The sequence below is a fragment of the Oerskovia sp. PE-21s genome (genome assembly GCF_056158145.1).
Map to the genome: position 1 here is coordinate 263,661 of NZ_JBUXJM010000001.1, position 24,797 is coordinate 288,457.

Sequence of the window (24,797 nt, forward strand, 5' to 3'; positions counted from 1 at the left end):
TGGCCCGCCCGGGGTAGTCTCGCACCGTGTCTGCTGATGTCCCCGCCGGAGTCCACGGCGACCCCCCGCCGCCCGTCCCTGCTGCCCGCCGGGGAGGTTCTCGCGCCCGTCGCGGCATCATCGCGATCGCCGCGCTCGTCGTCGTGCTCCTGGTCGCGGCGTCGGTGTTCACGGTCGTCACCGTCCGCCGACCGCTCCCGCAGACCGACGGCACCCTCACCCTGACGGGCCTCGACGCAGAGGTCAGCGTGCTCCGCGACGCGCAGGGCGTACCGCAGATCTACGCCGACACGCCCGAGGACCTCTTCCGCGCCCAGGGCTACGTCCAGGCGCAGGACCGCTTCTTCGAGATGGACTACCGCCGCCACGTGACCGCGGGGCGTCTGGCCGAGCTCGTCGGCGACTCCCAGGTCGCGATCGACGCGGACAAGGTCACGCGCACGTTCGGCTGGCGCCTGGTCGCCGAGGAGGAGTGGAAGATCCTCGCCCCCGAGACCAAGGCCTACCTCCAGGCCTACGCGGACGGCGTCAACGCCTACCTCGATGACCGCGACCCGAGCGAGATCGCGCTCGAGTACACGGTGCTCGGCACGAGCGTCTCGGTGCCGGACCCCGAGCCCTGGGACCCGATCGACTCGCTCGCGTGGCTCAAGGCCATGGCCTGGGACCTGCGCGGAAACTACGACGACGAGCTCGAGCGCGCCATCGCGTACGGCGGCTTCGCGGGAGCCTCGAGCGGAGCCCAGGACCCCGCCAAGGTCGCGCAGGACGTGGCCCGTGTGGGCACCCTCTTCCCCGCGTACCCGGCCCAGGCGAACCTTCCCATCCTCGACCCGTCCGAGGTGCCGACCACGAGCGAACCCGTCCAGGTCGAGGGCGCGGAACAGACCGCGTACGCGCCGACCCTCGCGGGCAGCGAGCTCCAGTCGGCCGTCGCCGCGGCCGACGCCGCGCTCGCGGCCGTGCCTGTGCTCGTCGGACGCGGCGAGGGCACCGGGTCCAACTCGTGGGTCGTCTCGGGCGAGCACACGGCCAGCGGCAAGCCGCTGCTCGCCAACGACCCCCACCTGTCCCTCCAGGCCCCCAGCGTGTGGGCCCAGGTCGGACTCCACTGCAACGAGGTGAGCCCGGCCTGCGGGTTCGACGTCTCGGGGTTCTCGTTCGCGGGCTTCCCCGGCGTGATCATCGGGCACAACGCCGACCTGGCCTGGGGCCTGACGAACATGGGCGCCGACGTCACCGACTTCTTCATCGAGCGCGTGCGTGACGACACGTACCTGCGGGGCGACGACTGGGAGCCTCTCGAGACCCGCACCGAGACCATCAAGGTCAACGGCGGCGAGGACGTCGAGCTCAAGGTCGCCTCGACGGTCCACGGACCGATCGTCTCGACCGTCCTGCCCATGGACAAGGTCGCGGCCTCACCGACCGAGGGCACCCCGCTCGGCGACTACGAGGTCTCGCTCCGGTGGACCGCGCTCGAGCCCGGCCGCACCGCCGACGCCGTCTTCGCGTTCAACCTCGCGGCGGACGCCGAGGACATGAAGGCCGCCGCGGCCCTGTTCGAGGTCCCCGCCCAGAACATCGTCTTCGCGACCACGGACGGGCACATCGGCTACCAGGCGCCGGGCCGGATCCCGGTGCGCGCGAACGTCGAGGGGCCCGTGCCGTCGGACGGCACGTGGCCGCGACCCGGGTGGGACGAGCGCTACGACTGGACCGGCTACGTGCCCGCCGCGCAGATGCCGGGCGTGGTCGACCCCGAGGAGGGGTTCGTCGTCGCGGCGAACCAGGCGGTGCTCCCGGCAGGGACCACCCCGTTCCTCACGACGGACTGGGACTACGGCTACCGCTCGCAGCGCATCCGGACCCTCCTGCAGGAGGAGATCGACTCGGGCCGCAAGGTCGACGTCCAGACCATGAACGAGATCCAGAACGACGACTGGAGCCCGTACGCCGCGGCCCTCGTGCCCCTCCTGCTCGAGCAGGACATCGAGAACAGCAAGGGGGTGCGCAACGACTTCGCGGCCGAGGGGCAGGACCTCCTCGCCGACTGGGACCAGCACATGGACAAGGACTCGGCCGCGGCCGCGTACTTCGCCGCGGTGTGGCGCAACCTGCTCGAGATCACGTTCTGGGACGACCTGCCGGAGAACATCCGCCCCGCGGGCGGCAGCCGCTGGCTCGCCGTCGTGCAGAACATGCTCGCCGACGAGACCAACGCGTTCTGGGACGACCGCCAGACCGTGAGCGTCGTCGAGACCCGCGACGAGGTCCTCAACCGGGCGATCACCTCGGCCCGCCTCGACCTGACGACCGAGCTGTCGAAGAAGACGACCGACTGGGAGTGGGGCAAGCTCCACACGCTCTCGCTCGGTCACGTGGTCCTCGACAACGACGCAGTCCCGGGCTTCGTCCGGGCTTACGTGAACCCCCGCACGGTGGCCATGCCGGGAGGCTCGTCGATCGTCAACGCGACGTCGTGGGACGCGGCCTCGGGCAGCTTCGAGGTCACGTCGGGTCCGTCGATGCGCATGGTCGTCGACCTCGCCGACCTGGACGCCTCGACCTGGGTCACCGTCACGGGCACCTCCGGGCACCCGGCGTCCAAGCACTACGAGGACCAGCTCGGCACGTGGGCCGCGGGCGAGACCTACGCGTGGCCGTTCACGGCCGAGGCCGTGCGCTCCGGCACCAAGGACACGCTCACGCTGGTCCCCTGACGGGTGCGGCGTCGTCGGGCATCACCTGCCCGACGACGCCGCGCACCCCGCCCGACCGGCCCACCCGCCTGGGTGGCCGGGGGAGAGCGACGAAAGGCCCGCCCGGGCGAGCTGCCCGGGCGGGCCCTTCGTCGTGCGCGAGGGACGGCGGAGCCGGTCAGTCCTGACCGATCCAGCGCCACCCGAGGGGAGTCGCGACAGCGTCCACGGTGCGGTCGTGCTTCTCGAGGGGCAGCGGACGGTCGGTCGCGTCGTAGACCTCCTCGGGGAAGACGACCGCGATCACCTTGGTGCCGGGGCGCACGTGCTCGAGCGCGCGGTCGTACCAGCCGCCGCCCTGCCCGAGGCGGACCCCGTTCGAGTCGACCGCGAGCGCGGGCGCGATGACGACGTCGGCGTCGGCGAGCGCGGCCGCCCCGAGCGTGGGGCCGCTCGGCTCGGGCGGCCTGCCCGGGGCGCGGACCTGGAGGTCGTGCGCCCCGTCGAACTCGGCCCAGTCGCGCTGGAGGCCGGCGCCCAGGACGGGCAGGAGGACGCGGACGCCCCGGGCGGAGAGCCGCTCGAGCATCGCGGTGGTGCCGGGCTCGGTGGGGCGCGCCGCGTACGTCGCGACGCACCGCGCGGACAGGACTTCGGGGATGGTCTCGATCACGTCGGCGATCGCCTGGGCCGCTTCGTCGCGGCGGCGCTCGGTGCGTGCGGATCGAGCAGTGCGGATGGCTTTTCGGAGGATCTCCTTCGCGTCCTCGGGTTCGATGCTTCCATGCAGGGGATACGGCTGAACCGGGCCACTCATGCGCCTATTGTCGCAAAGGTTCGGGCAAGAAGTGTCCGTGGTGCCGTCGTCGGACGGAAAGGTCCGGATCGCGGAGGGTCGAGGGTGCGCAACGGATGCCGTGCCGTCCGCCCGGGTGCATGCTGCTGCTGGTGTCGGTGTGTCAGGTCGTGATACACCCTGTCCACCAGGCGTCACGTCGGTGATCCTGGTGCTCGAAGGCACGACGTCTCGGGCTCTGCAGCCGAGAACGGACGATCGATGGGCACGGGAACTATGACGAGCAAGCTCGCGCGGACGTGGAGCGTGTCGAAGCCGTGGCCGGTGACGCTCCGCGAGGACGCCACCGACGGCAGCGTGGTGCTGAGACCGTTGCGCCGCAAGGACGGGCACGCGTGGATGACCTTGCGTGCCCGCAACGCGTCGTGGCTCGAACGCTGGGAGGCGACGTCGCCCCGGCCCGGCGCGGGCGGCGGACCGCCGACCTTCGGGGAGTACGTGCGCATCCTGTCCGCCCAGGCGCGCGCGGGCACGACGTTGCCGTTCGCGGTCGAGCTGGACGGCGAGCTCGTCGGGCAGCTCACGGTGTCGAGCATCACGTACGGGTCGTTGTGCTCGGCGAGCGTCGGGTACTGGGTGGGGGAGCACGTCGCAGGACGCGGTGTGATCCCCACCGCGGTCGCGATGTCGGTCGACTACTGCTTCCAGGTCCTGGGCCTGCACCGCATCGAGATCAACATCCGCCCGGAGAACGGTCCGAGCCTGCGCGTCGTGGAGAAGCTGGGCCTGCGGGACGAGGGCGTGCGCGAGCGCTACCTCCACATCCAGGGCCAGTGGTGCGACCACCGGACCTTCGCGATCACGACCGAGGAGGTCCCCGACGGCCTGCTGACCCGCTGGCAGGAGCGGCGCCGCGACGCCCCATAGTGCATGGTCCGGTCAGGGAAAAGGACCGACACGCCGTGCGGCGTCCGGGAGCCCACCTGGCGGCTCGCCTACGGTCGGCATGTGGAATCGACGACGGGCTCGGCAGGCGTGGCGGTCCTTGCCCTGTTCGTGATCTGGTTCGCCTACTACGTGCCGCACCGCGTCAAGCAGCGTCAGCAGTTCCTGGACTCGCGGGTCGAGGACCGGTTCTCCGGCTCGCTGCGGGTCCTGGGGGTCGCGTCGGGCAAGCGTGAGCGCCGTGCGTCCCCGGGCCACCTGGGGGCTGCCGAGGGGCGATCGCTGCTCCTGGGGCCGGCCCTCGCGACCGAGCCCGACGTCGGGCTCCTGCTGCGGGTCTCGGACGCAGGCACGGACGCACCGAGAGAAGTCCAGCAGGTCACGACCGGTGGCACCGGCCACCGGTCGTCGTCGAAGGAGGGGCCGCAGACCATGGAGAACGACGTCCGCACGGGAGACCCTCGCCCGTCCATCGCGCCCGGGCGGCGCGCCGAGGGGGGCACCGCCGACACGTCCGTGCCCCGCAAGGCGCCCTCGTCGTCGCGCATCGCCCTGCTCGAGCGCCGCGCCAAGGCGGCGCGGCGCCGCCTGGTGCTGACGCTCCTGCTGCTGCTCGCGACCGCGGGCGCGTGGGTCGCCGTCGGCTTCGGCCTGGTGTCCTGGTACGCGGCCGCAGGCCCGACGGCGGCGCTGCTCCTGGTCCTCGTCCTGGGGCGCCAGGCGGTGCTCACCGCGCGCCGGGCCGACGCCGCGTGGCTCGCGGAGCGTCGAACCGCCGCCAGGGAGGCCGCACGCGCCTCGCGAGGGCCCGTGCAGGGCAGCCCGGTCGCTCCGCGCAACGTCCACCCCTCGCGCGTCACGGGGCACGCCGTGCGGCCCTCGCAGACGAGCACCCAGATGATCCCGCGCGTCACGCCCGCCGACCTCGAACGTGGTGCCGCGCGCAGCCGGGACCGGCGTCCGGCGACCGGATCGACCGCCCGCGTCGAACCGGAGCCCGACCTACCCCGACCCCGGACCGGGGCCAGCGGCGGCGAGCTGTTCGATGACCGGCAGCGCGAGAAGCCGGTCGTCGTCGTGGTCGAGGCGGAGGTCGCCGAGGTCGCGCCTGCCGAGGCGCGCGACGAGGCGCCCCGCCCCGAGCGGACGGCACCGTCGACCGACGGCGAGGCCGGCGACGCCTGGGAGCCCGTGCCGGTCCCACGCCCGACGTACACCATGAAGCCCACGGCCTCCGAGACCGGCGTCGCACCGGTCCAGGTGGCCGTCCCCGTCGCACCGGCTGCCACGCCTCGTCCCGCCCCCGAGGGGCCGGGCGTGGGGGTGACCGGCTCGCCGGTGGTGCCGGCCGTGCCGGTGTCGACCCGTCCTGCCGTCCCTGCGGCGGGCGACGACAAGAAGCCCAAGACCGAGACGCTGGGCCTGGACCTCAACGAGATCCTGGCCCGCAGGCGCGTCTCGGGCGGGTAGGTCCCCCGCGCGGGGGCCTGGCGGGGCCGCGAGGGCGACGGATTGTCGAAGCACTCGAATCAGGTGCTAATGTTGACCTCGCTCTGGGGCTATGGCGCAGTTGGTAGCGCGTCTCGTTCGCAATGAGAAGGTCGGGGGTTCGAATCCCCCTAGCTCCACCAGGCACAAGGCCCGGAACCGTCAGGTTCCGGGCCTTCGTCGTTCCGTCACCCTGTACAGGCTGGGGGCCAAGTGGGGGGATCGTTCGTCATGCCCGGGTCAGGCGTTCAGGCGTTCAGGCGTGTCGTGAGGCCGTCGTGCACGGCCTGGGCGAAGCCGCCGGCGGCCGAGGGCACGAGGTCGGTGATGCGGTAGGCATGACGGTGAGCCACTCGGCCGCGGGGTGGGTCTCGCTGGTCGTACCTCCCGGCGCGCTGCCGGTCACCGGGGCCGTCCACACGCTGAGTCCGTCGCCCGAACCAGCTCCTCGGAACCGCTACCGTGATCCCGTGAAGCTGAGAGTGGCCGCCGTACAGGCGGAGGCGATCCCGGGCGACACGGTCGCCAACGTCGAGAAGGCCGCACGTCTCACGGCCGAGGCGGCCGCGGCGGGTGCGCGCCTCGTCGTCTTCCCCGAGGCGTTCGTGACGGGCTACGACGACGCCGTCTTCGCGCGACCGCTGCCTCGCGCCGGCGACCTGTCCTGGGCGTCGCCGCTGCAGCGTACGGTCGACGCCACGGGGGCCGTCGTCGTGCTGAACACGGCGCTCGACCACGGGGACCGTCGCGCGCTGACGAACCTGGTGCTCGCCCCGGGGCGCGCTCCATGGGTCGCGTACGACAAGCAGCACCTGCACGCGAGCGAGCGCGATACCTTCTCCGCGGGGCCCGGCGGCGCGAGCCTGACCGTCGACGGGATCGAGGTCGCCCTCTCCGTCTGCTACGACGCGAACTTTCCCGAGCACGCCGCCGTGGCTGCAGCCGACGGGGCGAGCGTCTACGTCAACAGCGGCGCGTACTTCCCCGGAGGGGCCCACCGGCGGGACCTTCACTACGCAGCCAGGGCGCTCGACAACGGGATGTACGTCGTCTTCGCCGGTCTCGTCGGGGCCCCGAGCGACTTCATCGGCGGGTCGGCGGTCTTCGACCCGGTCGGGCGTCGTGTCGCGCACGTCGAGTCCCGCGAGGGGCTGGCGATCGCCGACGTCGATCCGGCGGTGCTCGCGGCGGCCCGCGACGCGCAGCGCATGTGGGCGGACAGGTGCCCGGCGCTCGGCGAGCGGGCCCGCGAGACGGTCCCACCGGGCTGACCCACGCGGGGTGCGCGGGTAGCGTCGGCGTCCATGGACACCTCCGCGCCCGTCTTCGTCGCCGGCCCCGCCTCGTGGAACGAGCTCGTCTACCTCGACGCCCTGCCCGAGCCGCGTTCGCAGACGCTGTTCGCCGAGCGACACCGGGCCACGGTCGGTGGCACGTCGGCGGGCAAGGCCCTCAACCTGCGCGCCGTGGGCCGCGAGGTCGTGCTGCGCACGGTCCTGGGGTCCGACGACGCCGCTCCCCGCGTCGAGGACGTCCTGCGGCGGGCGGGGGTCACGCTCCTCGTGGAGCCGTCGCCGGACGGCCGGACGGAGCGCCACCTCAACCTCATGGGCGGGGCGGGGGAGCGGTTGTCCATCTACCTCCAGGCGCCCGGCGAGGTGGCCCCGGGGTCGACGTGGGACGCCGCCGTCGCAGCGCTGATCGCGGCCCCGGCCGTCGTGGTCGACCTCGCGCTGCCCGCCTTGCCGCTGCTGCGCGAGGCGCGCCGTCTGGGCAAGGACGTGTGGTGCGACGTGCACGACTACGACGGCGAGGCCGAGTTCCACCGCGAGTTCGTCGAGGCGGCGTCGTTCCTGTTCCTCAGCTCGGACCGGCTCCCGGGGTACCGGGCCTTCATGGAGGCCCGGGTGGCGGCCGGTGCGCGGCTCGTGGTGTGCACGCACGGTGCACGGGGGGCGAGCGCCCTCACCGCAGACGGCGACTGGGTCGAGGTGCCGGCCGTCGCCGTCGAGCGCGTCGTGGACACCAACGGTGCGGGCGACGCGTTCTTCGCGGGGTACCTCGACGCCCACCTGCGAGGCTCGGGGGTCGCCGAGGCGCTGGGAGAGGGTGCGCGGCGCGGTGCGCTGTGCGTGCAGAGCCCGGACCTGGCGCCGCTCGGCTGACCGACGGCGCCGCGGGCGGGGCGCCGGGCGCCAGTCTCATCGCGGGCCGCTGCCCGCGATGGGGAGATCAGGAACCGGCGACGCACTCGATCGGGCGGCCGTTCACGTCGTGGATCCCCGGGCCGAGCTCTGCGCACTCGCCCATGAGCCACACGAGGGTCGCGGCCCAGATCACGATCGCCACGATCACGAGGAACGAGATCGTGATCGCGGCCACGGCCCACCAGTTGTTGAGCCTGGCTCGGCGTGACTTCACGAGCCCGACGATCCCGAGGACGAGCCCGACCAGCGACAGAGGGATCGAGAGCACGAGCCCGACGATGCCGAGGACCTTGCCGGGGTTGTGGACGACGGGCTCGGGGTGGGTCACGGTGCTTCCTCGGTGTCTGCGGTGCGGGCGTGCGGGTGCGGCGGGTGTTCGGCGCACGAGCGGCCGTGGGCCCCGACCGGAGATCGGTCGAGGCCCACGGGGCGCGGTGCGGTGACAGGTGTCACGGGCAGGGGACGGTCTCGCCCTGCCACACGATGGTCTCGCCCGAGGGGACGCCCTCGCAGGCCTCGAGGAGGGCGTTGCCCGCCACGAGGAAGAAGATCCCGACGACGATCGAGGCGATGAGCAGGACCGCGCCGACGATGATCCCGGCGAGGGCGAAGCCGTTCTTGTAGCCGGCCTTCTTCGACTTGACCAGCGCGACGATGCTCAGGACCACACCGATCAGCGACGTGCAGGTGAGGATGGACAGCACGAGGCCCACGATGCCCAGCGTCTTGCCGGGGTCGGTCGCGGGGGCGGTCGCGCCGTACCCCTGGGGGGCGGGTGCCTGCGGTGCACCGTACTGGGCCGCCTGCGGCGCGCCGTACTGCGGTGCCTGCGGCGCGCCGTACTGGGGTGCCTGCGGCGCGCCGTACTGGGGTGCCTGCGGCGCGCCGGAAGCCGGTGCGCCGTACTGGGGCGCCTGGGGTGCCTGGCCGGCAGCCGGGTCCTGGGGGGCGCCGTAGGGGTCGGGCGTGCCGGACGGGTTCTGCTCGGGGTTGGACATGTCGCTCCTCGTGGTGCGGGCAGGGTTCGCGGCCCAGTATGGCGTGCCCGGTGACCCTGGACAACGGGTGCTCACGCCGTGTCGGGCGTGACGTCGTCGGGCCGGTGACGAGCCGACCGGATGTGAAGGTCTCGTGGCGTCGACGATCTCGTGGCGGACAAAACCTACGCTTGCGTAGGTTGTGCGGGTACTGTCGGTCACGTTCGCGACGAAACCACCCGTCGGATGTGCTGCCTCCGGGCGCCGCGTCTGCGACCACGAGAGGCCATCCCTTGACGCTCGACGCCACCGCTCCTGGCCGTACGCAGTCTCCGCGTGAACGCCAGGTCAGCGAGTTCACCGCCCTCACCCGCACTGTCCAGGAGCTCGGCCTCATGCGCCGCCGCTACGGCTACTACTGGACCAAGTTCGCCGTCCTGCTCACGCTGCTCGCCGCGACCGGGGTCGCCTTCGTGCTCATCGGCGAGTCCTGGTGGCAGATGGGCATCGCCGCGCTGCTCTCGGTGCTCCTCACGCAGACCGCCTTCCTCGGCCACGACGCTGCGCACCGCCAGATCTTCCGGTCCGGCGGCTGGAACGACTGGGCGAGCCTGGTCGTCGCCAACCTGCTGGGCGGGCTGTCCTACGGCTGGTGGCAGCACAAGCACTCGCGTCACCACGCCAAGCCCAACACGCGTGGCGGCGACCCGGACATGATCAACGGCGTGCTCGTGTGGGAGACCGAGACGCTCACCGAGACCAAGAGCGGGCTGCGCGCCTGGTTCGCGGCACGCCAGGGGTACCTGTTCTTCCCCCTGCTGCTGCTCGAAGGCCTCAACCTGCACGTCGCGGGGATCAAGACCATCTTCGGCCGCGGGCCCGTCAAGCGCCGCACCGTGGAGATCGTCTTCGTCGTAGCCCGCCTCGGCGGGTACCTCGCAGCGGTGTTCCTGGTCCTGCCGGTGGGGATGGCCTTCGCGTTCCTCGGCGTCCAGCTCGGCCTGTTCGGGGTGCTCATGGGGGCGTCCTTCGCGCCCAACCACAAGGGCATGCCGACCGTCGCACCCGACGTCAAGATCGACTTCCTGCGTCGTCAGGTGCTCATGTCCCGCAACATCACGGGCGGGCGCTGGGTCGACGTCGCGATGGGCGGCCTGAACTTCCAGATCGAGCACCACCTCTTCCCGAGCATGCCGCGTCCCTCGCTGCGCAAGGTCCGTCCGATCGTCAAGGAGTTCTGCGCCGAGCGGGGCATCCTCTACACCGAGACGACCCTCGTGGACTCGTACCGGATCGTCGTCCGGTACCTGAACCGGGTGGGCCTCGCGGCGCGCGACCCGTTCCAGTGCCCCCTCACGGCTCAGTACCGTTCGGTACGCTGAGCCTGCGGGCTGTCGACTCCGGCTGGCTCGCGCGACATCGGGCGACGGAGCCCCACGGCGACGCGCCGCGACTCGGCGCGGCACACGCAGTAGGGGATGATAGAGACGTGAATTCACGGAAGGCCCGATTTGTCCTGGTCGCCTCGACCCTCGCCCTGACCACGTCCCTGCTGGCCGCCTGCGGCGACGGCGACGTGACGGGTGAGCGGCCCGAGGCCCAGACCGAGGACCTGCGTGCCGCGACGGTCGACCAGATCGCGCCCGTGCTCGTCCTGACCTCGACCGACCCCGCCGAGCTGGCGCTCACGGCGAGCCAGTCGTTCTTCTCGCGGGCCCCCGTCGTGGTCCTGGCCGACGCGGACGACGAGACCGCGCAGGACGCCGCCGCAGCCGCTGCGCTCGAGCTGCACGCTCCGGTCCTGCTCATGGGCGGGGCGATCGCCGACAGCGGGCTCGCCAAGGAGATCGAGCGCCTCGGTGCCGTCACCGCGGTCGTCCTGACGCCGGACCGAGCGCCGAACGTGGATACGGCCGGGGTCGTGACGGCGGGAGCGGCCGCCGTGCCCGCGGCGTCGAGCGAGGATCTCGAGCAGGAGGCGAAGGGCTCGGTCGAGGCCATCGCCCCTTCCCTCGACGCGGTCGCGCTGGACGCAGGTGCTCTCGTCGAGACCGTGGACGGTGGGACCGAGATCGACGAGAACGACCTCGCAGAGGTGCGCGCCCAGCTCCCCGACACCGCGTCACCCCGCCTCCTGACGGAGGTCCTCGCGCTCGTCGACGAGGCGCCGGGTCAGACGGCGGCCCTCGCGACCGCGCGGGCCGCCGGGGTGGTTCCGTTCGCGGTCGCCGGCGGGGACCCGCGGGCGACGAGCGCATCGGTCCAGGCCATGGCCAAGGCCAAGGCGCTGGCCGTCGTCGGGATCGGTGAGTCGTTCGGCACCGTCGAGGACCTCACGGCGCGCGTGCGCGCCGCGGAGACGGGCGTGGAGCTCGCCGGGGGCGGGCAGCTCGTGTCCGCGGGCAAGCGCTACGTGGTGCTGCCCTCGACCACGGTCCCGTCGACGCCTGCCAGGACCGCGGAGATGGTCGAGAAGGCGGCGGCCCGCGCCGAGCCGTACGTCGCGGTCGCGACCGCGGAGGGCGACCAGACGGTGACGGTCCCGACGGTCGAGCTCGTCGTGACGGAGTCGTCCGGGGCCGCGGGCAAGGACGGCAACTACTCGACCGAGCTCGCTGTCGAGGCGGTCCGTCCTGCGGTGCAGGCCGCGCTGGACGCGGGGCAGCAGGTGCTCCTCGAGATCCAGCCCGGCCGGGCGACGTTCGCCGACCAGGTCGAGCGGTACGCCGACCTGCTCGCGCTGCCCGGCGTGGGCGTCTCGCTCGACCTCGACGCACGACGCGCGGGCGGGACGGTGAAGAAGGACGGCGAGGTTCCCGCCGAGGAGATCAACGAGGTCGTCTCCTCGCTGGAGAGCCTCGTGAAGGCCAAGGCGCTGCCGCAGAAGCTGCTGGTCGTGCACGCCTCGACGCCGAGGTCGGTGACGAACATGGGGGCTCTCGTCACGACGAGCGACTCGGTCGTCGTCGTGGTGCACTCCGACGTCGCGGGGTCCTACGCCGCTCGGACCAAGGCCTGGGAGACGCTCACGGCCGGGGCGCCGGGAGCGTTGCGCTGGGGTCGGACCGACCTCGTGGGCGAGGTGACGCCCGAGCGGGCCGCGACCACGGAGCCCGTCACGCCGGATCCTCTCGTCGTCGTCGTCGAGTAGGTCGGGCTCGCCGCGCCGTCACGTTCTTGTCTCGCTCAGCCGGGCCGGTTACGGTATGTCGGCCAGCACAGACGAATCGATTCGATTCGGTCGCTTCGAGACAACCACGACGACGAGGTCCCCGATGGTCGCCATCATTCCCCAGCCCCTGCAGGTCGACTCCCGGGCGGGAGACGACGCGCTCCGGCTCGAAGGGGCCGTCGTCGTCGCCGGTCCCTCCGCGGCCGAGCAGCACGTCGCCGCGTACGCGGCCGAGCTCCTGACGCGTGCGGCAGGCACACCGGTCACCGTGGCGGACGCCCTGCTCGACGGCGCCCCCGCCGTCGAGCTGCGTCTCGCCGAGGACGCGGGCCCAGTGGGCTCGGTCAGCCCGGAGCGCCACACGATCGAGGTGAGCGGGTCGAGGGCCGTGCTGACGGCTGCCCTGCCGGTCGGTCTGTTCGACGCCGTGCAGACCCTCCGCCAGCTCGTGACCGAGGGGGAGCACGGCGCCGAGGTGGGCGCCGTCGTCGTGCGGGACGCCCCCCGCTACGCCTGGCGCGGCCTCTCGCTCGACATCGCCCGCAACTTCTTCCCGCTCGAGCAGCTCGAGCTCGTGATCGACGTCCTCGCGTCGTACAAGCTCAACGTCCTGCACCTGCACCTCACGGACGACCAGGGGTGGCGCATCGAGACGCCGTCGCGCCCCGAGCTCGCGAAGCTCTCGTCCGACACCTCGACGAGCGGCAAGGCCGGGGGCCACCTGAGCCTCGCGGACTTCCGCCGCCTGCAGGACTACGCCGCGGACCGCTTCGTGACCGTCGTCCCCGAGATCGACCTGCCCGGGCACACCAACGCCGCGACGGCGGTCTACGGCGAGCTGCGCGCCGACGGGCAGCGCACCGCCAGGTACGAGGGCATCGAGGTCGGGTTCTCGCAGCTCACCTACGGCCTGCCCGCGACCGAGCCCTTCCTGCGCGACGTCCTCGGAGACATCGCCGCGATCACGGACGGCGACTACCTCCACGTCGGTGGCGACGAGGCCCTGACCCTCGGGGCGGAGGAGTACGCGAAGTTCATCGGCCTGCTCGAGGAGATCGTGCTCGGCACGGGCAAGAAGGTCGTCGCCTGGCAGGAGGCCGCGCAGGCCGACACCCGGCCCGAGACCCTGGTCCAGTACTGGGACACCCGCACCGACGTCGCACCCTTCCTGGCCGCTGCCGCGCGTGGCTCGCGCTTCATCATGTCCCCCGGCAACCACGCGTACCTCGACATGAAGTACACCGCCGAGTACCCCTTGGGGCAGGACTGGGCCGGGCTGATCGAGCTGCGCACCGCGTACGACTGGGACCCCGCCGAGATCATCCCGGGGCTGCCCGCCGACCAGGTCGAGGGGGTCGAGGCCGCGATCTGGACCGAGACGCTGTCGACGCAGGAGGAGCTGTTCCACATGCTGCTGCCCAGGCTGTCCGCCGCCGCCGAGGTCGCCTGGACCGCTCCCGAGCGCAAGGACTGGGAGGACTACCGTCGCCGTGTCGTGAGCGAGGCTGCGACGTGGCGCCGTGAGGGGCTCCCGTTCCACGAGACCCCGCAGGTCGACTGGTCCTAGCGGACCGCTCGGGGCCGAGCATGCGGTCGACCGCATGCCCGGCCCCGGCCCCGGCCCCGGCCCCGGCCTCGGCCTCGGCCTCGGCTTCGGCCCCGGGTCCGCGTCCGGCCCCGGGGCCGGCTAGATCCAGCTCGGCAGCCACATGTGCAGGCGCCAGAACCACTCGGGGACGTTCATGGCCGTCCAGATCGGGTAGAAGAAGATGCTCATCACCACGATCACGGTCATGAGCGCGGTCACCCCCCAGATCACCCAGCCCCTGGCCGAGGGGAGCCGCTCGGTGCGTTCGAGCAGGACCGTCACGACGTAGACGAGCGCGAGGACCACCCACGGCGTGAACACGATCGCGTAGAACGTGAAGATCGTGCGGTCCGGGTACGCGAACCAGGGGAGCCAGCCCGCGACGAGGCCGCTGAGGACGGCCGTGGCCCGCCAGTCCTTGCGCCACACCAGGAGCACCACGGTCGCGACGACCGCGAGGGCCGCCGACCACCACAGGACCGGGTTCCCGAGCGACGTGACGACGCGCGCGCACTCGTCGTAGCCGCAGCCCGTCACGCCGTCGGACCCGTCGCGGTAGTAGAACGACGTCGGGCGCCACTGGACCAGCCAGCCGATGGGCTTGGAGGCGTACGCGTGCTCGGCGCTGAGCCCGGTGTGGAAGTCCATCATCTTCTGGTGGTACGCCCACAGCGACCGCAACGACTCGGGGAGCCACTGCACGCCCTCGCCCGGGTGCTCCGCGGCCCAGTCCCGCAGGTACGCGCTCGGCGAGCGGAACCAGGAGAACCACGTGGCCAGGTAGGTGAGCGCCGCGGTGGGCAGCATGATCAGCGCGGCGGGGACGGCGTCGAGCAGGAGCGCGTCCTCCCACCACCGCTTGATCCCGACGGCGCGGCGCGCGCTCGCGTCCCACAGCACCGACAGCAGGGCGAAGACCGCGAGGAAGTACAGCCCGGACCACTTGACCCCGCACGCGAGGCCGAGCGAGACCGCCGCCGCGAAGCGCCACCACCGCCACCCGAGCCACGGCCCGTACCGACCGATCTCCTGGCCCGCATCGAGGATCGCCCCCACCTTGTCGGCGAGCCGCCGCCTCGCCTGCTCGCGGTCCAGCAGCAGGAAGCCGAACGCGACGAGCACCCAGAACATGAGGAAGTTGTCGAGGAGCCCCGTGCGCGAGTGCACGATCGCCATGCCGTCGATCGCGAGCAGCCCGCCCGCGAGGATGCCCATCGCGGTCGACGCGAACAGGCGGCGCGCGATCCGGGCCAGGAGGAACACCGCGAGCACGCCGACCAGCGCGGTCGAGATGCGCCACGACCACGGGTTCTCGGCGCCCCCGAAGAGCTGCATGCCGCCCGCGATCATCCACTTGCCCAGGGGAGGGTGGACCACGTAGTCGGGCACGCTCAGGAAGGTGTCGACGTTCCCGGCCTCGAACGCCGGGTTGGGCTCGTCCGGCCACTTTGCCTCGAACCCCACCCGCAGCAGGGTGTACGCCTGCTTGACGTAGTACGTCTCGTCGAAGACGAGGGTGCCGGGGCGCCCCAGGTCCCACAGGCGCAGCACACCGGCGAGCAGCGCGACGAGCCCGGGGCCGAGCCAGCCCCACAGCCGGTCCTTCGACGTCGCACCGAGCGCGAGGCGGCGCGCGCCGAGCAGCGTGAGCAGCAGGCGGTCGCGGGCGGGCAGGGCCGGGTCCGGTGCGTCGGTCGCCTCGACCGCCTCGGCCCGGGGTGCCGGGAACGGGTCGCCGGTCGCGGGGGCGGGGACGGCCGGCGTCGGGTCCGAGGAAGGCTGGGGCACGTCGGCCATCGTAGGACGTGGAACGCTAGGGGGTATGAGCAACGCCCGCCCCACGCCCGCGTCCACCCCCGAGTCGCCCGCCCCCCTGCCCGACGGCGCCGCACCGGTCCGGGCCGCAGCGCACCCCGCCGAGGTGGGCGAGCACGTGGGAGGCGACGCGCCCGAGGCGCGCGACGGCGTCGGGCCGGAGGACGAGACCTCCACGGCGAGGGACGACGAGACCCCGGACGAGCAGGAGCCGGTCGGGCGCGGTGCCAAGGACGACGGGCATCTCGTCCTGGCCGCGACACCCATCGGCAACGTCGAGGACGCGAGCCCGCGGCTGCGACGCCTCCTGGCGGAGTCCGCGGTCGTCGCGGCCGAGGACACGCGCCGGCTGCACGCCCTCGCCACGCGCATGGGCGTGTCGATCGGCGGGCGCGTCGTGAGCTATCACGAGCACAACGAGGTCGAGCGGGCCGACGAGCTGCTCGACGTCGTCGAGGGCGGTGGCACGGTCGTGATCGTGACCGACGCCGGCATGCCCTCCGTCTCGGACCCTGGTTACCGCGTCGTGACGCGGGCCGTCGAACGCGACCTGCCCATCACCTCGGCCCCCGGCCCCAGCGCGGTCCTCACCGCGCTCGCGCTGTCGGGGCTGCCGACCGACCGCTTCTGCTTCGAGGGCTTCCCGCCGCGCAAGCCCGGCGAGCGGGCGCGCACGTTCGAGGCGCTCGCGCGCGAGCCCCGGACCATGGTCTTCTTCGAGGCCCCGCACCGGATCGACGACACGCTCGCCGCGATGGCCGAGGGCTTCGGCGCAGACCGGCCCGCGGCGGTGTGCCGCGAGCTGACCAAGACGTACGAGGAGGTACTGCGCGGCACGCTCGGCGAGCTCGCGGTCGAGGCCGCCGACCGCCAGCTCCGTGGAGAGATCTGCGTCGTCGTGGCCGGGGCACCGGCGCGCGAGGCCGTGTCCGTCGAGGAGCTCGTCACCGAGGTCCTCGCCCGGGTCGCCGCAGGGGAGCGTCTCAAGGAGGCCGTCGCCGAGGTCGCGACCGCCGCGGGAGTGCCCAAGCGCGACCTGTACGCGGCGGCGCTCGCAGCGCGCAAGGCCTGACGGGAGCCGTGTGTCAGAACGAGCGGGACCCCGGGGCCACGCTCGTTCTGACAACCGTCACGCCTCGGTCGAGCGCACCAGCTCGACGCCGGCCGCCGCGAGCTCGACCCGGGCCGCCTCGCCGAGCTCGGCCGACACCGGCACCGTGAGGTCCGTCAGGACCCGGGTCGCGAGCCCCAGCGCGTGCGCGTCGAGCGCGGTCGCCCGGACGCAGTGCGACTCCGCGATCCCGACGACGTCGGCCGACGCGACGCCCGCCTCCAGGAGGATCTGCGCGAGGGAGCGGCCCTCGCCGTCGACCCCCTCGAAGCCCGAGTACGCCGCCTGGTACTCGCCCTTCCTGACGCTCGCATCGGGAGCGAGGTCCGCGAGGGCCGGGTGCAGCTCGGCGTTCGGCGTGCCCGCGAGGCCGTGCGGCGGCCACGTGTCGACGAAGTCAGGAACCTCGGGGGCCCTCGCGAAGTGGTGGCCCGGGTCGACGTGCCAGTCCTGGGTCGTCACCACGAGGTCGTAGCCCGCGCGGTGCTCGGCGGCGAAGACCGCGATGGCCTCGGCGACCGCGTCGCCGCCCTCGACCGCGAGCTCACCACCCTCGCAGAACGTGGGCTGGACGTCGACGACGATCAGGGCGCGGCCCGTGGCCGGGGTGTCGGTGCTGGTCATGGCACCACTCTGCCACCGCCTGGTGGGGCGGGGAACGCTCGTGGTTCGTAGGCTGGGTCGAGATCCGCCGGCGGACCTCGTCGGACGGTCCGAGCGAAGGAGCCCGACGATGAGCACCACAGGCGCGACCGACCGCCCGAGCCCGACCGAGCAGGCGACCGAGCCTGCGCCGGCGCCGTCCGCGGGACCCGCGCCGGGGGAGCGGCCCGTCGGGTACTGGCTCAAGCTCGTCGACCGGCTGATCGACCAGAGCTTCGACGACGTCTTCCTGCGCACCGGCCTCACCCGCCGCCACTGGCAGGTCCTCAACATGATCCGCGACGGCGTTTCGGACGCCACGACGGTCGACAGCGTCCTGTCGCCGTTCGCGACGCCCGGCGGTACCGGGGTGGCCACGGGCCAGGCGGCCGGGGTCACCGCCGAGATCTCCGACCTGCGGACCCGAGGCTGGGTCGCTCAGGGAGGATCGGGTTGGGAGGTGACGGTCGCGGGCCAGCACGCCTACCACGACCTGCTCGACGCCGTCTCGATCTCGCGCGAGCGGCTCGCCGAGGGCATCACGCGCGAGCAGTACGACCAGACGATCGCGACCCTCGAGCAGATGGCCCGCAACCTCGGGTGGGCACCGGGGACCTGAGCGCAGGGACGGCGGGCGCGGCCGCGCGCCTGTGGATCACGCCGCCGAGGGGACCCGGACCGCGTACCCTGACGGCGCGAGCCGCACCGGTCAGGGGAACGGTCCTGCCCGACGGCGCCGCTCACGCCCGCCGTCCACGGTCGCCGCCCGCGCCCGCTCACGAGACACCGCCGCCCGACGAGACACCGAGGACCGACCATGCTTCACGACGAGGCCCTTCGCGCCGTCCAGGACCCGGCAGCCCCGGCGAGCGTGCTCGCCCAGGTCGCGGCCGAGCACCCCGACCTGCGCCCGCGCGTCGCCGCGCACCCCGGCGCCTACCCCGACCTGCTCTCCTGGCTCGCGGCCTGGGGCGACCCGGCCGTCGACGCCGCGCTCGCAGCCCGTGCGCAGGAGGGGGCCGACGCGCCCCGGTTCGCCTCGCCCTACGCACCCCGCCCCGCCGCGACGGCGTACCCGACCGCACCACGTCCCGCCGCGGCGTACCCGAGGGCGACCCACCCCGCCGCGACGTACCCGGGCGGGGCGCCCTACGCCGTCGGGCCGCACGTCGCCGCAGCCCACGGGCCGCAGCCCTCGGCCCGGCGGCGGGCCCGCGTCACCCTGCTCGCCGTGCTCGCAGGCCTGGTCCTGGTGCTCCTCGTGGCGCTCGTCGTGTTCCTGGCCACGACCGGCGGAACCCCGTCCGCCGCGCCCGCGGCCCCGGCAGAGCCAGGCCGGAGCGCCTCGCCCGGCACCTCGCCGGCGCCAGAGGAGGGGTCCACGTCGGACGCGCCCGCGAACGCGACGCCCGACCACGGCCTCCTCGCCGGGGCCGGCGACCCGGCTGCTCCCGTGACGATCGAGGTCTACGTCGACTACATGTGTCCCATCTGCGGCCAGTTCGAGGAGATCAACGGCCCGGGGCTCACGGCCCTGCGGGAGGGAGGGAGCGCCCGCGTGGTCGTCCATCCCGTCGCGATCCTCGACCGCTACTCGCAGGGCTCGCGGTACTCGACGCGCGCGGCCGCGTCGGCCGCCTTGGTCGCCGACCGGGCCCCTGACGCGTTCCAGGACTTCCACGCCGGTCTCCTCGCGGGACAGCCGGAGGAGGGGACGGCAGGACTGAGCGACGGGCAGATCGCGGACGTCGCCCGTGCGGCGGGAGTGCCCGCGGACGTCGTCGCCGAGATCGCCGACGGCAGCGCGTCCCAGTTCGCGAGCTGGGTCGCTGCGGCGACCGGCACCGCGACGGGCGACCCGGCCCTCGCGGGCCCGCGAGGCTTCGGCACGCCGACCATCGTGATCGACGGCGAGCGCTGGGAAGGGGACTGGACCGACCCGCAGGCGCTCACGCAAGCGGTCGAGGGCGAGTCCGTCTGAGCCCGTCGTCCGACCCCGCGGACCGGCCGACGCCCCGGCGCGGGGCAGGCGTACCCTGCCATGCATGCCACGCGAGATGGAGTTCCGCCGGATCCCCGGCCTGCCCCCCTACGTCTTCACGATCATCGACTCGCTCAAGCTCGAGGCACGCCGCGCCGGGCGCGACGTGATCGACCTGGGCTTCGGCAACCCCGACCTGCCGAGCCCGCAGATCGCGGTCGACAAGCTCGCGGAGGCGGTCCACAACACGCGCAACCACCGCTACTCGGCGTCGCGCGGCATCCCCAAGCTGCGCCAGGCGGCGGCGGACATGTACCAGCGCAGGTTCGGCGTGACGCTCGACCCCGACACCGAGATCATCTCGACCATCGGCGCCAAGGAGGGGTTCAGCCACCTCATGTGGGTGCTGCTGCAGCCGGGCGACGCCGCGATCGTGCCCACTCCCAGCTACCCCATCCACATCTGGGGCCCGTACTTCGCGGGGGCCGACGCCCGGCAGGTCGCCATCGGTGACGGCACGGACGCGGCCGGGTACATCGACCGCGTGATGGAGTCGTGGGAGTACGGGTGGCCCAAGGCGCGGGTCGTCGTGCTGTCCTTCCCGCACAACCCGACCACGACGATCGCGACCAAGGAGGACCTGCAGCGCCTGGTCGACTGGGCCCGCGAGCGCGACGTGGTCCTGGTGCACGACCTCGCGTACGCCGACATGACGTTCGACGGCTGGCGTCCGCCCTCGATCATGGAGTGCGACGGGGCCAAGGAGGTCGCGGTCGAGCTCTACTCGATGACCAAGTCGTACTCGATGGCGGGCTGGCGCGTAGCGTTCCTCGTGGGCCGCCCGGACGTCGTGGGCGCGCTCGCCAAGCTCAAGTCGTACCTGGACTACGGCACGTTCCAGCCCATCCAGATCGCGGCCACCGTGACGCTCAACGAGGCCCTCGACTTTCCCACGGAGGTCTCGGCGGTCTACGAGTCGCGCCGCAACACGCTGTGCGACGGCCTGGACCGTATCGGGTGGGACATCCACCGGCCGAAGGGCACCATGTTCGCGTGGGCGCGCATCCCCGAGCCGTACCGCGAGATGGGGTCGATCGAGTTCGCGACGCACGTGATCGAGGAGTGCGACGTCGCGGTCTCGCCCGGCGTCGGGTTCGGCCCGGGCGGTGACGGGTTCGTGCGGTTCGCGCTCATCGAGAACGAGCAGCGCACGGCGCAGGCGATCCGGAACCTCAAGAAGGGCCTGACGCGGTTGCAGTAGCACCCGGCCCGACGGCGGAGCGTACCCGCGCGGACGGGTGCGCTCCGCCGTCGGGCGAGGGGGCGAGGGCGCCGCGTGCCGCGGCGCACGATCGCTGCGACGATGAGCGAACCCCGTCCCGGAGGTGAGGCGCCCGTGAGGCAGATGCCGTCCGTCGTGCTGCTCGTGGCAGTGCTCGGCCTCGCGGCCGCGTGCTCGGGCGGCCCCGCCCCCGGGCCGAGCGTGGTGACGACGGCCCCGCCGGTCCCGACGCCCACCTCCTCGCCCGCTCCCGGCGGGGGGACGACGGTGGTCCCGACGGTCGGCACGACGGCGATCGCACTGGTCGACGACCTCGCGTCCCCCTGGGGTCTGGCGGCCCTCCCGGACGGTCGGCTGGTCGTGACGTCGCGCGACGAGGGGACCGTGAGCCTCCTGGACCTGGCGGCGGGCACGGTCGCCGTGGTCTCGGGTCCTGGCGCCGAGGCGCTCGCGTCCGGGACCGACCACGGAGGCGAGGGGGGACTGCTGGGCGTCGCGGTCTCGCCGACCTTCTCGGCCGACGGCACGGTCGTGGTCTACCGGACCGGCGCGGACGGCAACGAGGTGCTGCGCGGGACCCTCGACCCGGGTGCGGCCGTGCTCGGCGAGCTGAGGACCGTCGTGGACGGCATCCCGAAGGCGGGCAACCACAACGGCGGACAGGTCGCGTTCGGGCCCGACGGGTTTCTGTACGTCGCGACGGGCGACGCGACGGAGTCGGGTGCGGCGCAGGACCCGGACTCGCTCGCGGGCAAGATCCTGCGAGTCACGCTCGACGGCGAGGCAGCCCCGGGCAATCCGGACGGCTCGCGCGTGTGGAGCCTGGGCCACCGCAACGTGCAGGGCCTGGGCTGGGACGCGACGGGGCGGATGTTCGCGAGCGAGTTCGGGCAGAGCACGCTCGACGAGCTCAACGTGATCGTCCCGGGCGGCAACTACGGCTGGCCGGACCGCGAGGGGACGCTCGGCGGGACGGCGGCCGCGGACGGCACGGTGTTCGTCGACCCGGTCGCGACCTGGCCCACGTCGGAGGCGAGCCCGAGCGGTCTCGCGGTCCTGCCCGACGGCGTCTACGTCGCGGGGCTGCGCGGCGAGCGCCTGTGGCGCCTGCCGTTCGCGTGGGGCGAGGACCAGGTGCCCGACGGCGCGGCCCCGCCCTCGGCGTTCGGCGCACCCCAGGCCCTGCTCGCGGGGGAGTGGGGGCGGCTGCGGGCCGTGGTCCCGTTCCCCTCCCCGGTCGCGGACCCCGAGCGACCGTGGTCGCTGCTCGTGCTGACGAACGAGACGGACGGGCGCGGGAGCCCGTCCGCGGGCGACGACCACCTGCTGCGGGTCGACCTGACGACCGGCTGAGCGGACGCGTCGCCCTCGGTGGTCCGGGGCGTCGCCCTCGGCATGGTCCTGGGACGGCGGCGCGGCAGCCGGGCCGGGCCAACTACGATGAGGACCATGCCTGACGCAGCCTCGGAGACCTTCTATCTCACGACCCCGATCTACTACGTGAACGACGCCCCGCACATCGGGCACGCGTACACGACGGTCGCGGCCGACGTCGTCACCCGCTGGCACCGCCAGCGCCAGGAGCCCGTGTGGTTCCTGACGGGGACGGACGAGCACGGGCAGAAGGTCATGCGCACGGCCGAGGCCAACGGCGTGACCCCCCAGGAGTGGGCGGACCGCCTGGTCGAGAGCTCGTGGAAGCCGGTCCTGCACACGCTCGACGCGCTCAACGACGACTTCATCCGCACCACCCAGCCGCGCCACACCGAGCGTGTACAGGCGTTCATCCAGGACCTGTACAACAAGGGCGAGATCTACGCGGGCTCGTACGAGGGTCCGTACTGCGTGGGCTGCGAGGAGTACAAGCTCCCGGGCGACCTGGTCGACGGCACGGGCGAGCACGAGGGCCAGAAGCTCTGCCCCATCCACGGCAAGCCCGTGGAGATGCTCTCCGAGCAGAACTACTTCTTCAAGATGAGCGCGTACCAGGACCGCCTGCTCGCGCTCTACGAGGCGCACCCCGAGTTCGTCCAGCCGGCCAGCGCCCGCAACGAGGTGCTCGCGTTCGTCAAGGGCGGGCTCCAGGACCTGTCGATCTCGCGCAACACGTTCGACTGGGGCATCCCCATCCCGTGGGACACCACGCACGTGCTCTACGTGTGGTTCGACGCGCTGCTCAACTACGCGACCGCCGTCGGGCTGGACAGCGACGACCCGGAGCAGCAGGCCAAGTTCGCGGCCACGTGGCCCGCGAGCGTGCACCTCGTCGGCAAGGACATCCTGCGCTTCCACGCGGTGATCTGGCCCGCGATGCTCATGGCCGCGGGCCTGCCCCTGCCCAAGACCGTGTTCGCGCACGGCTGGCTCCTGGTCGGCGGCGAGAAGATGAGCAAGTCGAAGCTCACGGGCATCGCGCCGAGCCAGATCATCGACCACTTCGGGTCCGACGCCTTCCGCTACTACTTCATGCGCGCCATCGCGTTCGGCCAGGACGGGTCGTTCTCGTGGGAAGACCTCGCCGCCCGCTACAACGCGGAGCTCGCGAACGGGTTCGGCAACCTGGCCTCGCGCGTCGCGGCCATGGTCGGCAAGTACTACGGCGGCGTGCTGCCGCTCGCGGGCCCCGCGGGCCCGGCCGAGCAGGCGCTCGAGCAGGTCGCCGCCCAGGCGGTCGCAGCCGCCGAGAAGGCGATCGACGCGCTCGCGATCCACGAGGCCATCAACGCGGTGTGGACGCTGGTCGACGCCACGAACCTGTACCTCACGGAGCAGGAGCCGTGGAAGGTCGCCAAGGCCGACGAGGAGAAGCTGCCCGACGGCGGATCGACGCAGGAGGGCCGTCTCGCCACGATCCTCGTCACGGCCGCCGAGGCCCTGCGCTCGCTCGCGGTCCTGCTGCACCCGATCACCCCGAAGGCCGCCCAGGCGCTCTGGGCCTCGCTCGGTGCCGAGGCGCCGCTCGGTGCGCTCGCGGTCCAGCCGGTCGACGGCGCCGCCCGCTTCGGTGCGCTCCCGGCGGGGACCACGGTCACCAAGGGCGCGTCGCTGTTCCCGCGGCTCGAGGACCCGGTCGTCGAGGGCGCCTGACCGTGGCCCGCAAGCGCGAGCGCGGGTGGCCGCCCGCCCCCGAGGCGTTGCCGCTGCCCGTGGTCGACGACCACACGCACCTCGAGTCGATCGCGGGCGTCCTGCCCGACGTCGACGAGGAGGGGCGAGCGGTCCCCGTCCCGACGGTCACGCAGCATCTCGAGGACGCGGCCCGGGTCGGCGTGGACCGCATGGTCCAGGTCGGCTGCGACCTGACCTCGGCCCGCCTCACGGACACCCTGGTGCGTGAGCACCGGGCGCTGGTCGGGGCGATCGCGATCCACCCGAACGAGGCGACCCTGCACGCAGGCGTCACGGAGGTGGGGCCAGACGGGCTGACGCCGACGCCCGAGGCACGTCACGCCGTCGGGCTCGACGACGCGATCGCGGAGATCGCCGCGATCGCTCGCGGCAACGACCGGATCCGCGCGATCGGCGAGACGGGCATGGACCTGTTCCGCACGGGTCCCCAGGGCGCGGCGGTCCAGCGCGGGTCGTTCCGCGCGCACGTCGCGCTCGCCAAGGAGCTCGGGCTCCCGCTCCAGATCCACGACCGGGACGCGCACGACGAGGTCATCGAGGTCCTGCTCGCCGACGGTGCGCCCGAGCGGACGGTCTTCCACTGCTTCTCGGGCGACGCCGAGATGGCGCGGCTGTGCGCCGCGCAGGGCTGGTACCTGTCGTTCGCCGGTCCGGTGACGTTCGGGGCCAACGACGAGCTGCGGGCGGCCCTGGCGGCGGTCCCGCTCGGACAGGTCCTCGTCGAGACCGACGCGCCCTACCTCACGCCGCACCCGTACCGCGGGCGGCCCAACGCGCCCTACCTCCTGCCGCACACCGTGCGCACCGTCGCCGCTGTCACGGGGTCGCCCCTCGTCGAGGTCTGCGAACGGCTGAGCGCGACCGCCGAGCAGGTCTACGGACCCTGGTGACCCGGGCCTGACCGACGCGACGGGGCGTCGCGGCGACGACGCGCCGGACGGGCTTCCCCCGGGGGTCACGTA

At 73.1% G+C, this 24,797-nt stretch carries 20 protein-coding genes and 1 tRNA gene; 16 read left to right on the forward strand and 5 right to left on the reverse strand.

Annotated elements, in window-relative coordinates:
• The first annotated feature begins 26 nt into the window (after positions 1 to 26).
• On the forward strand, positions 27 to 2,723 hold the full coding sequence (locus ACZDYF_RS01130; RefSeq protein ID WP_475052030.1) for a penicillin acylase family protein: 2,697 nt from the start codon (positions 27 to 29) through the stop codon (positions 2,721 to 2,723).
• A 157-nt stretch (positions 2,724 to 2,880) separates the two neighbouring features.
• On the opposite strand, the gene ACZDYF_RS01135 is transcribed toward ACZDYF_RS01130, so the two are convergent.
• Positions 2,881 to 3,519: a 5-formyltetrahydrofolate cyclo-ligase gene (locus ACZDYF_RS01135; protein WP_138823037.1), complete on the reverse strand. Its 639-nt coding sequence runs from the start codon at positions 3,517 to 3,519 to the stop codon at positions 2,881 to 2,883.
• A 240-nt stretch (positions 3,520 to 3,759) separates the two neighbouring features.
• On the opposite strand from ACZDYF_RS01135, the gene ACZDYF_RS01140 reads away from it, so the two are divergent.
• From ACZDYF_RS01140 to ACZDYF_RS01160, 5 genes are all read left to right on the forward strand, one after another.
• A complete protein-coding gene (locus ACZDYF_RS01140; RefSeq protein ID WP_475052035.1) occupies positions 3,760 to 4,425 on the forward strand; it encodes a GNAT family N-acetyltransferase in 666 nt (221 codons plus the stop codon).
• Between the two features lie 81 nt (positions 4,426 to 4,506).
• Positions 4,507 to 5,913, forward strand: coding sequence for a hypothetical protein (locus ACZDYF_RS01145; protein ID WP_475052039.1), 1,407 nt, complete (start codon positions 4,507 to 4,509; stop codon positions 5,911 to 5,913).
• 85 nt (positions 5,914 to 5,998) lie between these two features.
• A tRNA-Ala gene (locus ACZDYF_RS01150) sits at positions 5,999 to 6,074 on the forward strand.
• 327 nt (positions 6,075 to 6,401) lie between these two features.
• On the forward strand, positions 6,402 to 7,202 hold the full coding sequence (locus ACZDYF_RS01155) for a carbon-nitrogen hydrolase family protein (RefSeq protein WP_475052045.1): 801 nt from the start codon (positions 6,402 to 6,404) through the stop codon (positions 7,200 to 7,202).
• A 33-nt stretch (positions 7,203 to 7,235) separates the two neighbouring features.
• The gene (locus ACZDYF_RS01160; RefSeq protein ID WP_475052049.1) at positions 7,236 to 8,096 is read left to right on the forward strand and encodes a carbohydrate kinase family protein; all 861 of its coding nucleotides are present in this window, start codon (positions 7,236 to 7,238) and stop codon (positions 8,094 to 8,096) included.
• A 67-nt stretch (positions 8,097 to 8,163) separates the two neighbouring features.
• On the opposite strand, the gene ACZDYF_RS01165 is transcribed toward ACZDYF_RS01160, so the two are convergent.
• The gene (locus tag ACZDYF_RS01165) at positions 8,164 to 8,466 is read right to left on the reverse strand and encodes a hypothetical protein (protein ID WP_191791048.1); all 303 of its coding nucleotides are present in this window, start codon (positions 8,464 to 8,466) and stop codon (positions 8,164 to 8,166) included.
• 121 nt (positions 8,467 to 8,587) lie between these two features.
• Positions 8,588 to 9,136 (reverse strand): DUF4190 domain-containing protein, encoded by a 549-nt coding sequence (locus ACZDYF_RS01170; protein WP_475052055.1) that lies wholly within the window; start codon positions 9,134 to 9,136, stop codon positions 8,588 to 8,590.
• Between the two features lie 272 nt (positions 9,137 to 9,408).
• On the opposite strand from ACZDYF_RS01170, the gene ACZDYF_RS01175 reads away from it, so the two are divergent.
• The 3 genes from ACZDYF_RS01175 (at position 9,409) to ACZDYF_RS01185 (ending at position 13,854) form a co-directional block, all read left to right on the forward strand.
• Positions 9,409 to 10,497, forward strand: coding sequence for a fatty acid desaturase family protein (locus tag ACZDYF_RS01175; RefSeq protein WP_475052060.1), 1,089 nt, complete (start codon positions 9,409 to 9,411; stop codon positions 10,495 to 10,497).
• Positions 10,498 to 10,604: 107 nt separating this feature from the next.
• Entirely contained in the window at positions 10,605 to 12,266 is a 1,662-nt protein-coding gene (locus tag ACZDYF_RS01180) for a hypothetical protein (protein WP_475052062.1), read from the forward strand.
• A gap of 124 nt (positions 12,267 to 12,390) precedes the next feature.
• Positions 12,391 to 13,854 carry a family 20 glycosylhydrolase gene (locus tag ACZDYF_RS01185; RefSeq protein ID WP_475052065.1) on the forward strand — a complete coding sequence of 488 codons (1,464 nt, stop codon included), beginning with the start codon at positions 12,391 to 12,393 and terminating at the stop codon, positions 13,852 to 13,854.
• Positions 13,855 to 13,974: 120 nt separating this feature from the next.
• Here ACZDYF_RS01185 and ACZDYF_RS01190 read toward each other — a convergent pair whose 3' ends face one another.
• Positions 13,975 to 15,672 (reverse strand): dolichyl-phosphate-mannose--protein mannosyltransferase, encoded by a 1,698-nt coding sequence (locus ACZDYF_RS01190; protein WP_475052072.1) that lies wholly within the window; start codon positions 15,670 to 15,672, stop codon positions 13,975 to 13,977.
• A gap of 25 nt (positions 15,673 to 15,697) precedes the next feature.
• On the opposite strand from ACZDYF_RS01190, the gene rsmI reads away from it, so the two are divergent.
• The gene (gene rsmI, locus ACZDYF_RS01195; protein ID WP_475052074.1) at positions 15,698 to 16,762 is read left to right on the forward strand and encodes a 16S rRNA (cytidine(1402)-2'-O)-methyltransferase; all 1,065 of its coding nucleotides are present in this window, start codon (positions 15,698 to 15,700) and stop codon (positions 16,760 to 16,762) included.
• 57 nt (positions 16,763 to 16,819) lie between these two features.
• Here rsmI and ACZDYF_RS01200 read toward each other — a convergent pair whose 3' ends face one another.
• Positions 16,820 to 17,425 carry an isochorismatase family protein gene (locus ACZDYF_RS01200; protein WP_475052077.1) on the reverse strand — a complete coding sequence of 202 codons (606 nt, stop codon included), beginning with the start codon at positions 17,423 to 17,425 and terminating at the stop codon, positions 16,820 to 16,822.
• A gap of 109 nt (positions 17,426 to 17,534) precedes the next feature.
• On the opposite strand from ACZDYF_RS01200, the gene ACZDYF_RS01205 reads away from it, so the two are divergent.
• From ACZDYF_RS01205 to ACZDYF_RS01230, 6 genes are all read left to right on the forward strand, one after another.
• Positions 17,535 to 18,062, forward strand: coding sequence for a MarR family transcriptional regulator (locus ACZDYF_RS01205; RefSeq protein ID WP_191791042.1), 528 nt, complete (start codon positions 17,535 to 17,537; stop codon positions 18,060 to 18,062).
• A gap of 198 nt (positions 18,063 to 18,260) precedes the next feature.
• Entirely contained in the window at positions 18,261 to 19,424 is a 1,164-nt protein-coding gene (locus tag ACZDYF_RS01210; protein WP_475052083.1) for a DsbA family protein, read from the forward strand.
• A gap of 64 nt (positions 19,425 to 19,488) precedes the next feature.
• Entirely contained in the window at positions 19,489 to 20,685 is a 1,197-nt protein-coding gene (locus tag ACZDYF_RS01215; RefSeq protein WP_204809784.1) for an aminotransferase class I/II-fold pyridoxal phosphate-dependent enzyme, read from the forward strand.
• Between the two features lie 144 nt (positions 20,686 to 20,829).
• Positions 20,830 to 22,059 carry a PQQ-dependent sugar dehydrogenase gene (locus ACZDYF_RS01220; protein ID WP_475053159.1) on the forward strand — a complete coding sequence of 410 codons (1,230 nt, stop codon included), beginning with the start codon at positions 20,830 to 20,832 and terminating at the stop codon, positions 22,057 to 22,059.
• Positions 22,060 to 22,155: 96 nt separating this feature from the next.
• Positions 22,156 to 23,793, forward strand: coding sequence for a methionine--tRNA ligase (metG, locus tag ACZDYF_RS01225; protein ID WP_225227130.1), 1,638 nt, complete (start codon positions 22,156 to 22,158; stop codon positions 23,791 to 23,793).
• 2 nt (positions 23,794 to 23,795) lie between these two features.
• Positions 23,796 to 24,725, forward strand: a complete 930-nt coding sequence (locus tag ACZDYF_RS01230) for a TatD family hydrolase (RefSeq protein WP_475052090.1) — start codon at positions 23,796 to 23,798, stop codon at positions 24,723 to 24,725.
• Positions 24,726 to 24,797 lie beyond the last annotated feature (72 nt).

Coding starts and splice junctions, on each gene's coding strand:
- ACZDYF_RS01140 (WP_475052035.1), top strand. CDS start 3,760: ATGGGCACGGGAACTATGACGAGCAAGCTCGCGCGGACGTGGAGCGTG.
- metG (WP_225227130.1), top strand. CDS start 22,156: ATGCCTGACGCAGCCTCGGAGACCTTCTATCTCACGACCCCGATCTAC.
- ACZDYF_RS01210 (WP_475052083.1), top strand. CDS start 18,261: ATGCTTCACGACGAGGCCCTTCGCGCCGTCCAGGACCCGGCAGCCCCG.
- ACZDYF_RS01160 (WP_475052049.1), top strand. CDS start 7,236: ATGGACACCTCCGCGCCCGTCTTCGTCGCCGGCCCCGCCTCGTGGAAC.
- ACZDYF_RS01215 (WP_204809784.1), top strand. CDS start 19,489: ATGCCACGCGAGATGGAGTTCCGCCGGATCCCCGGCCTGCCCCCCTAC.
- ACZDYF_RS01185 (WP_475052065.1), top strand. CDS start 12,391: ATGGTCGCCATCATTCCCCAGCCCCTGCAGGTCGACTCCCGGGCGGGA.
- ACZDYF_RS01220 (WP_475053159.1), top strand. CDS start 20,830: ATGCCGTCCGTCGTGCTGCTCGTGGCAGTGCTCGGCCTCGCGGCCGCG.
- ACZDYF_RS01135 (WP_138823037.1), bottom strand. CDS start 3,519: ATGAGTGGCCCGGTTCAGCCGTATCCCCTGCATGGAAGCATCGAACCC.
- ACZDYF_RS01190 (WP_475052072.1), bottom strand. CDS start 15,672: ATGGCCGACGTGCCCCAGCCTTCCTCGGACCCGACGCCGGCCGTCCCC.
- ACZDYF_RS01170 (WP_475052055.1), bottom strand. CDS start 9,136: ATGTCCAACCCCGAGCAGAACCCGTCCGGCACGCCCGACCCCTACGGC.
- ACZDYF_RS01205 (WP_191791042.1), top strand. CDS start 17,535: ATGAGCACCACAGGCGCGACCGACCGCCCGAGCCCGACCGAGCAGGCG.
- rsmI (WP_475052074.1), top strand. CDS start 15,698: ATGAGCAACGCCCGCCCCACGCCCGCGTCCACCCCCGAGTCGCCCGCC.
- ACZDYF_RS01200 (WP_475052077.1), bottom strand. CDS start 17,425: ATGACCAGCACCGACACCCCGGCCACGGGCCGCGCCCTGATCGTCGTC.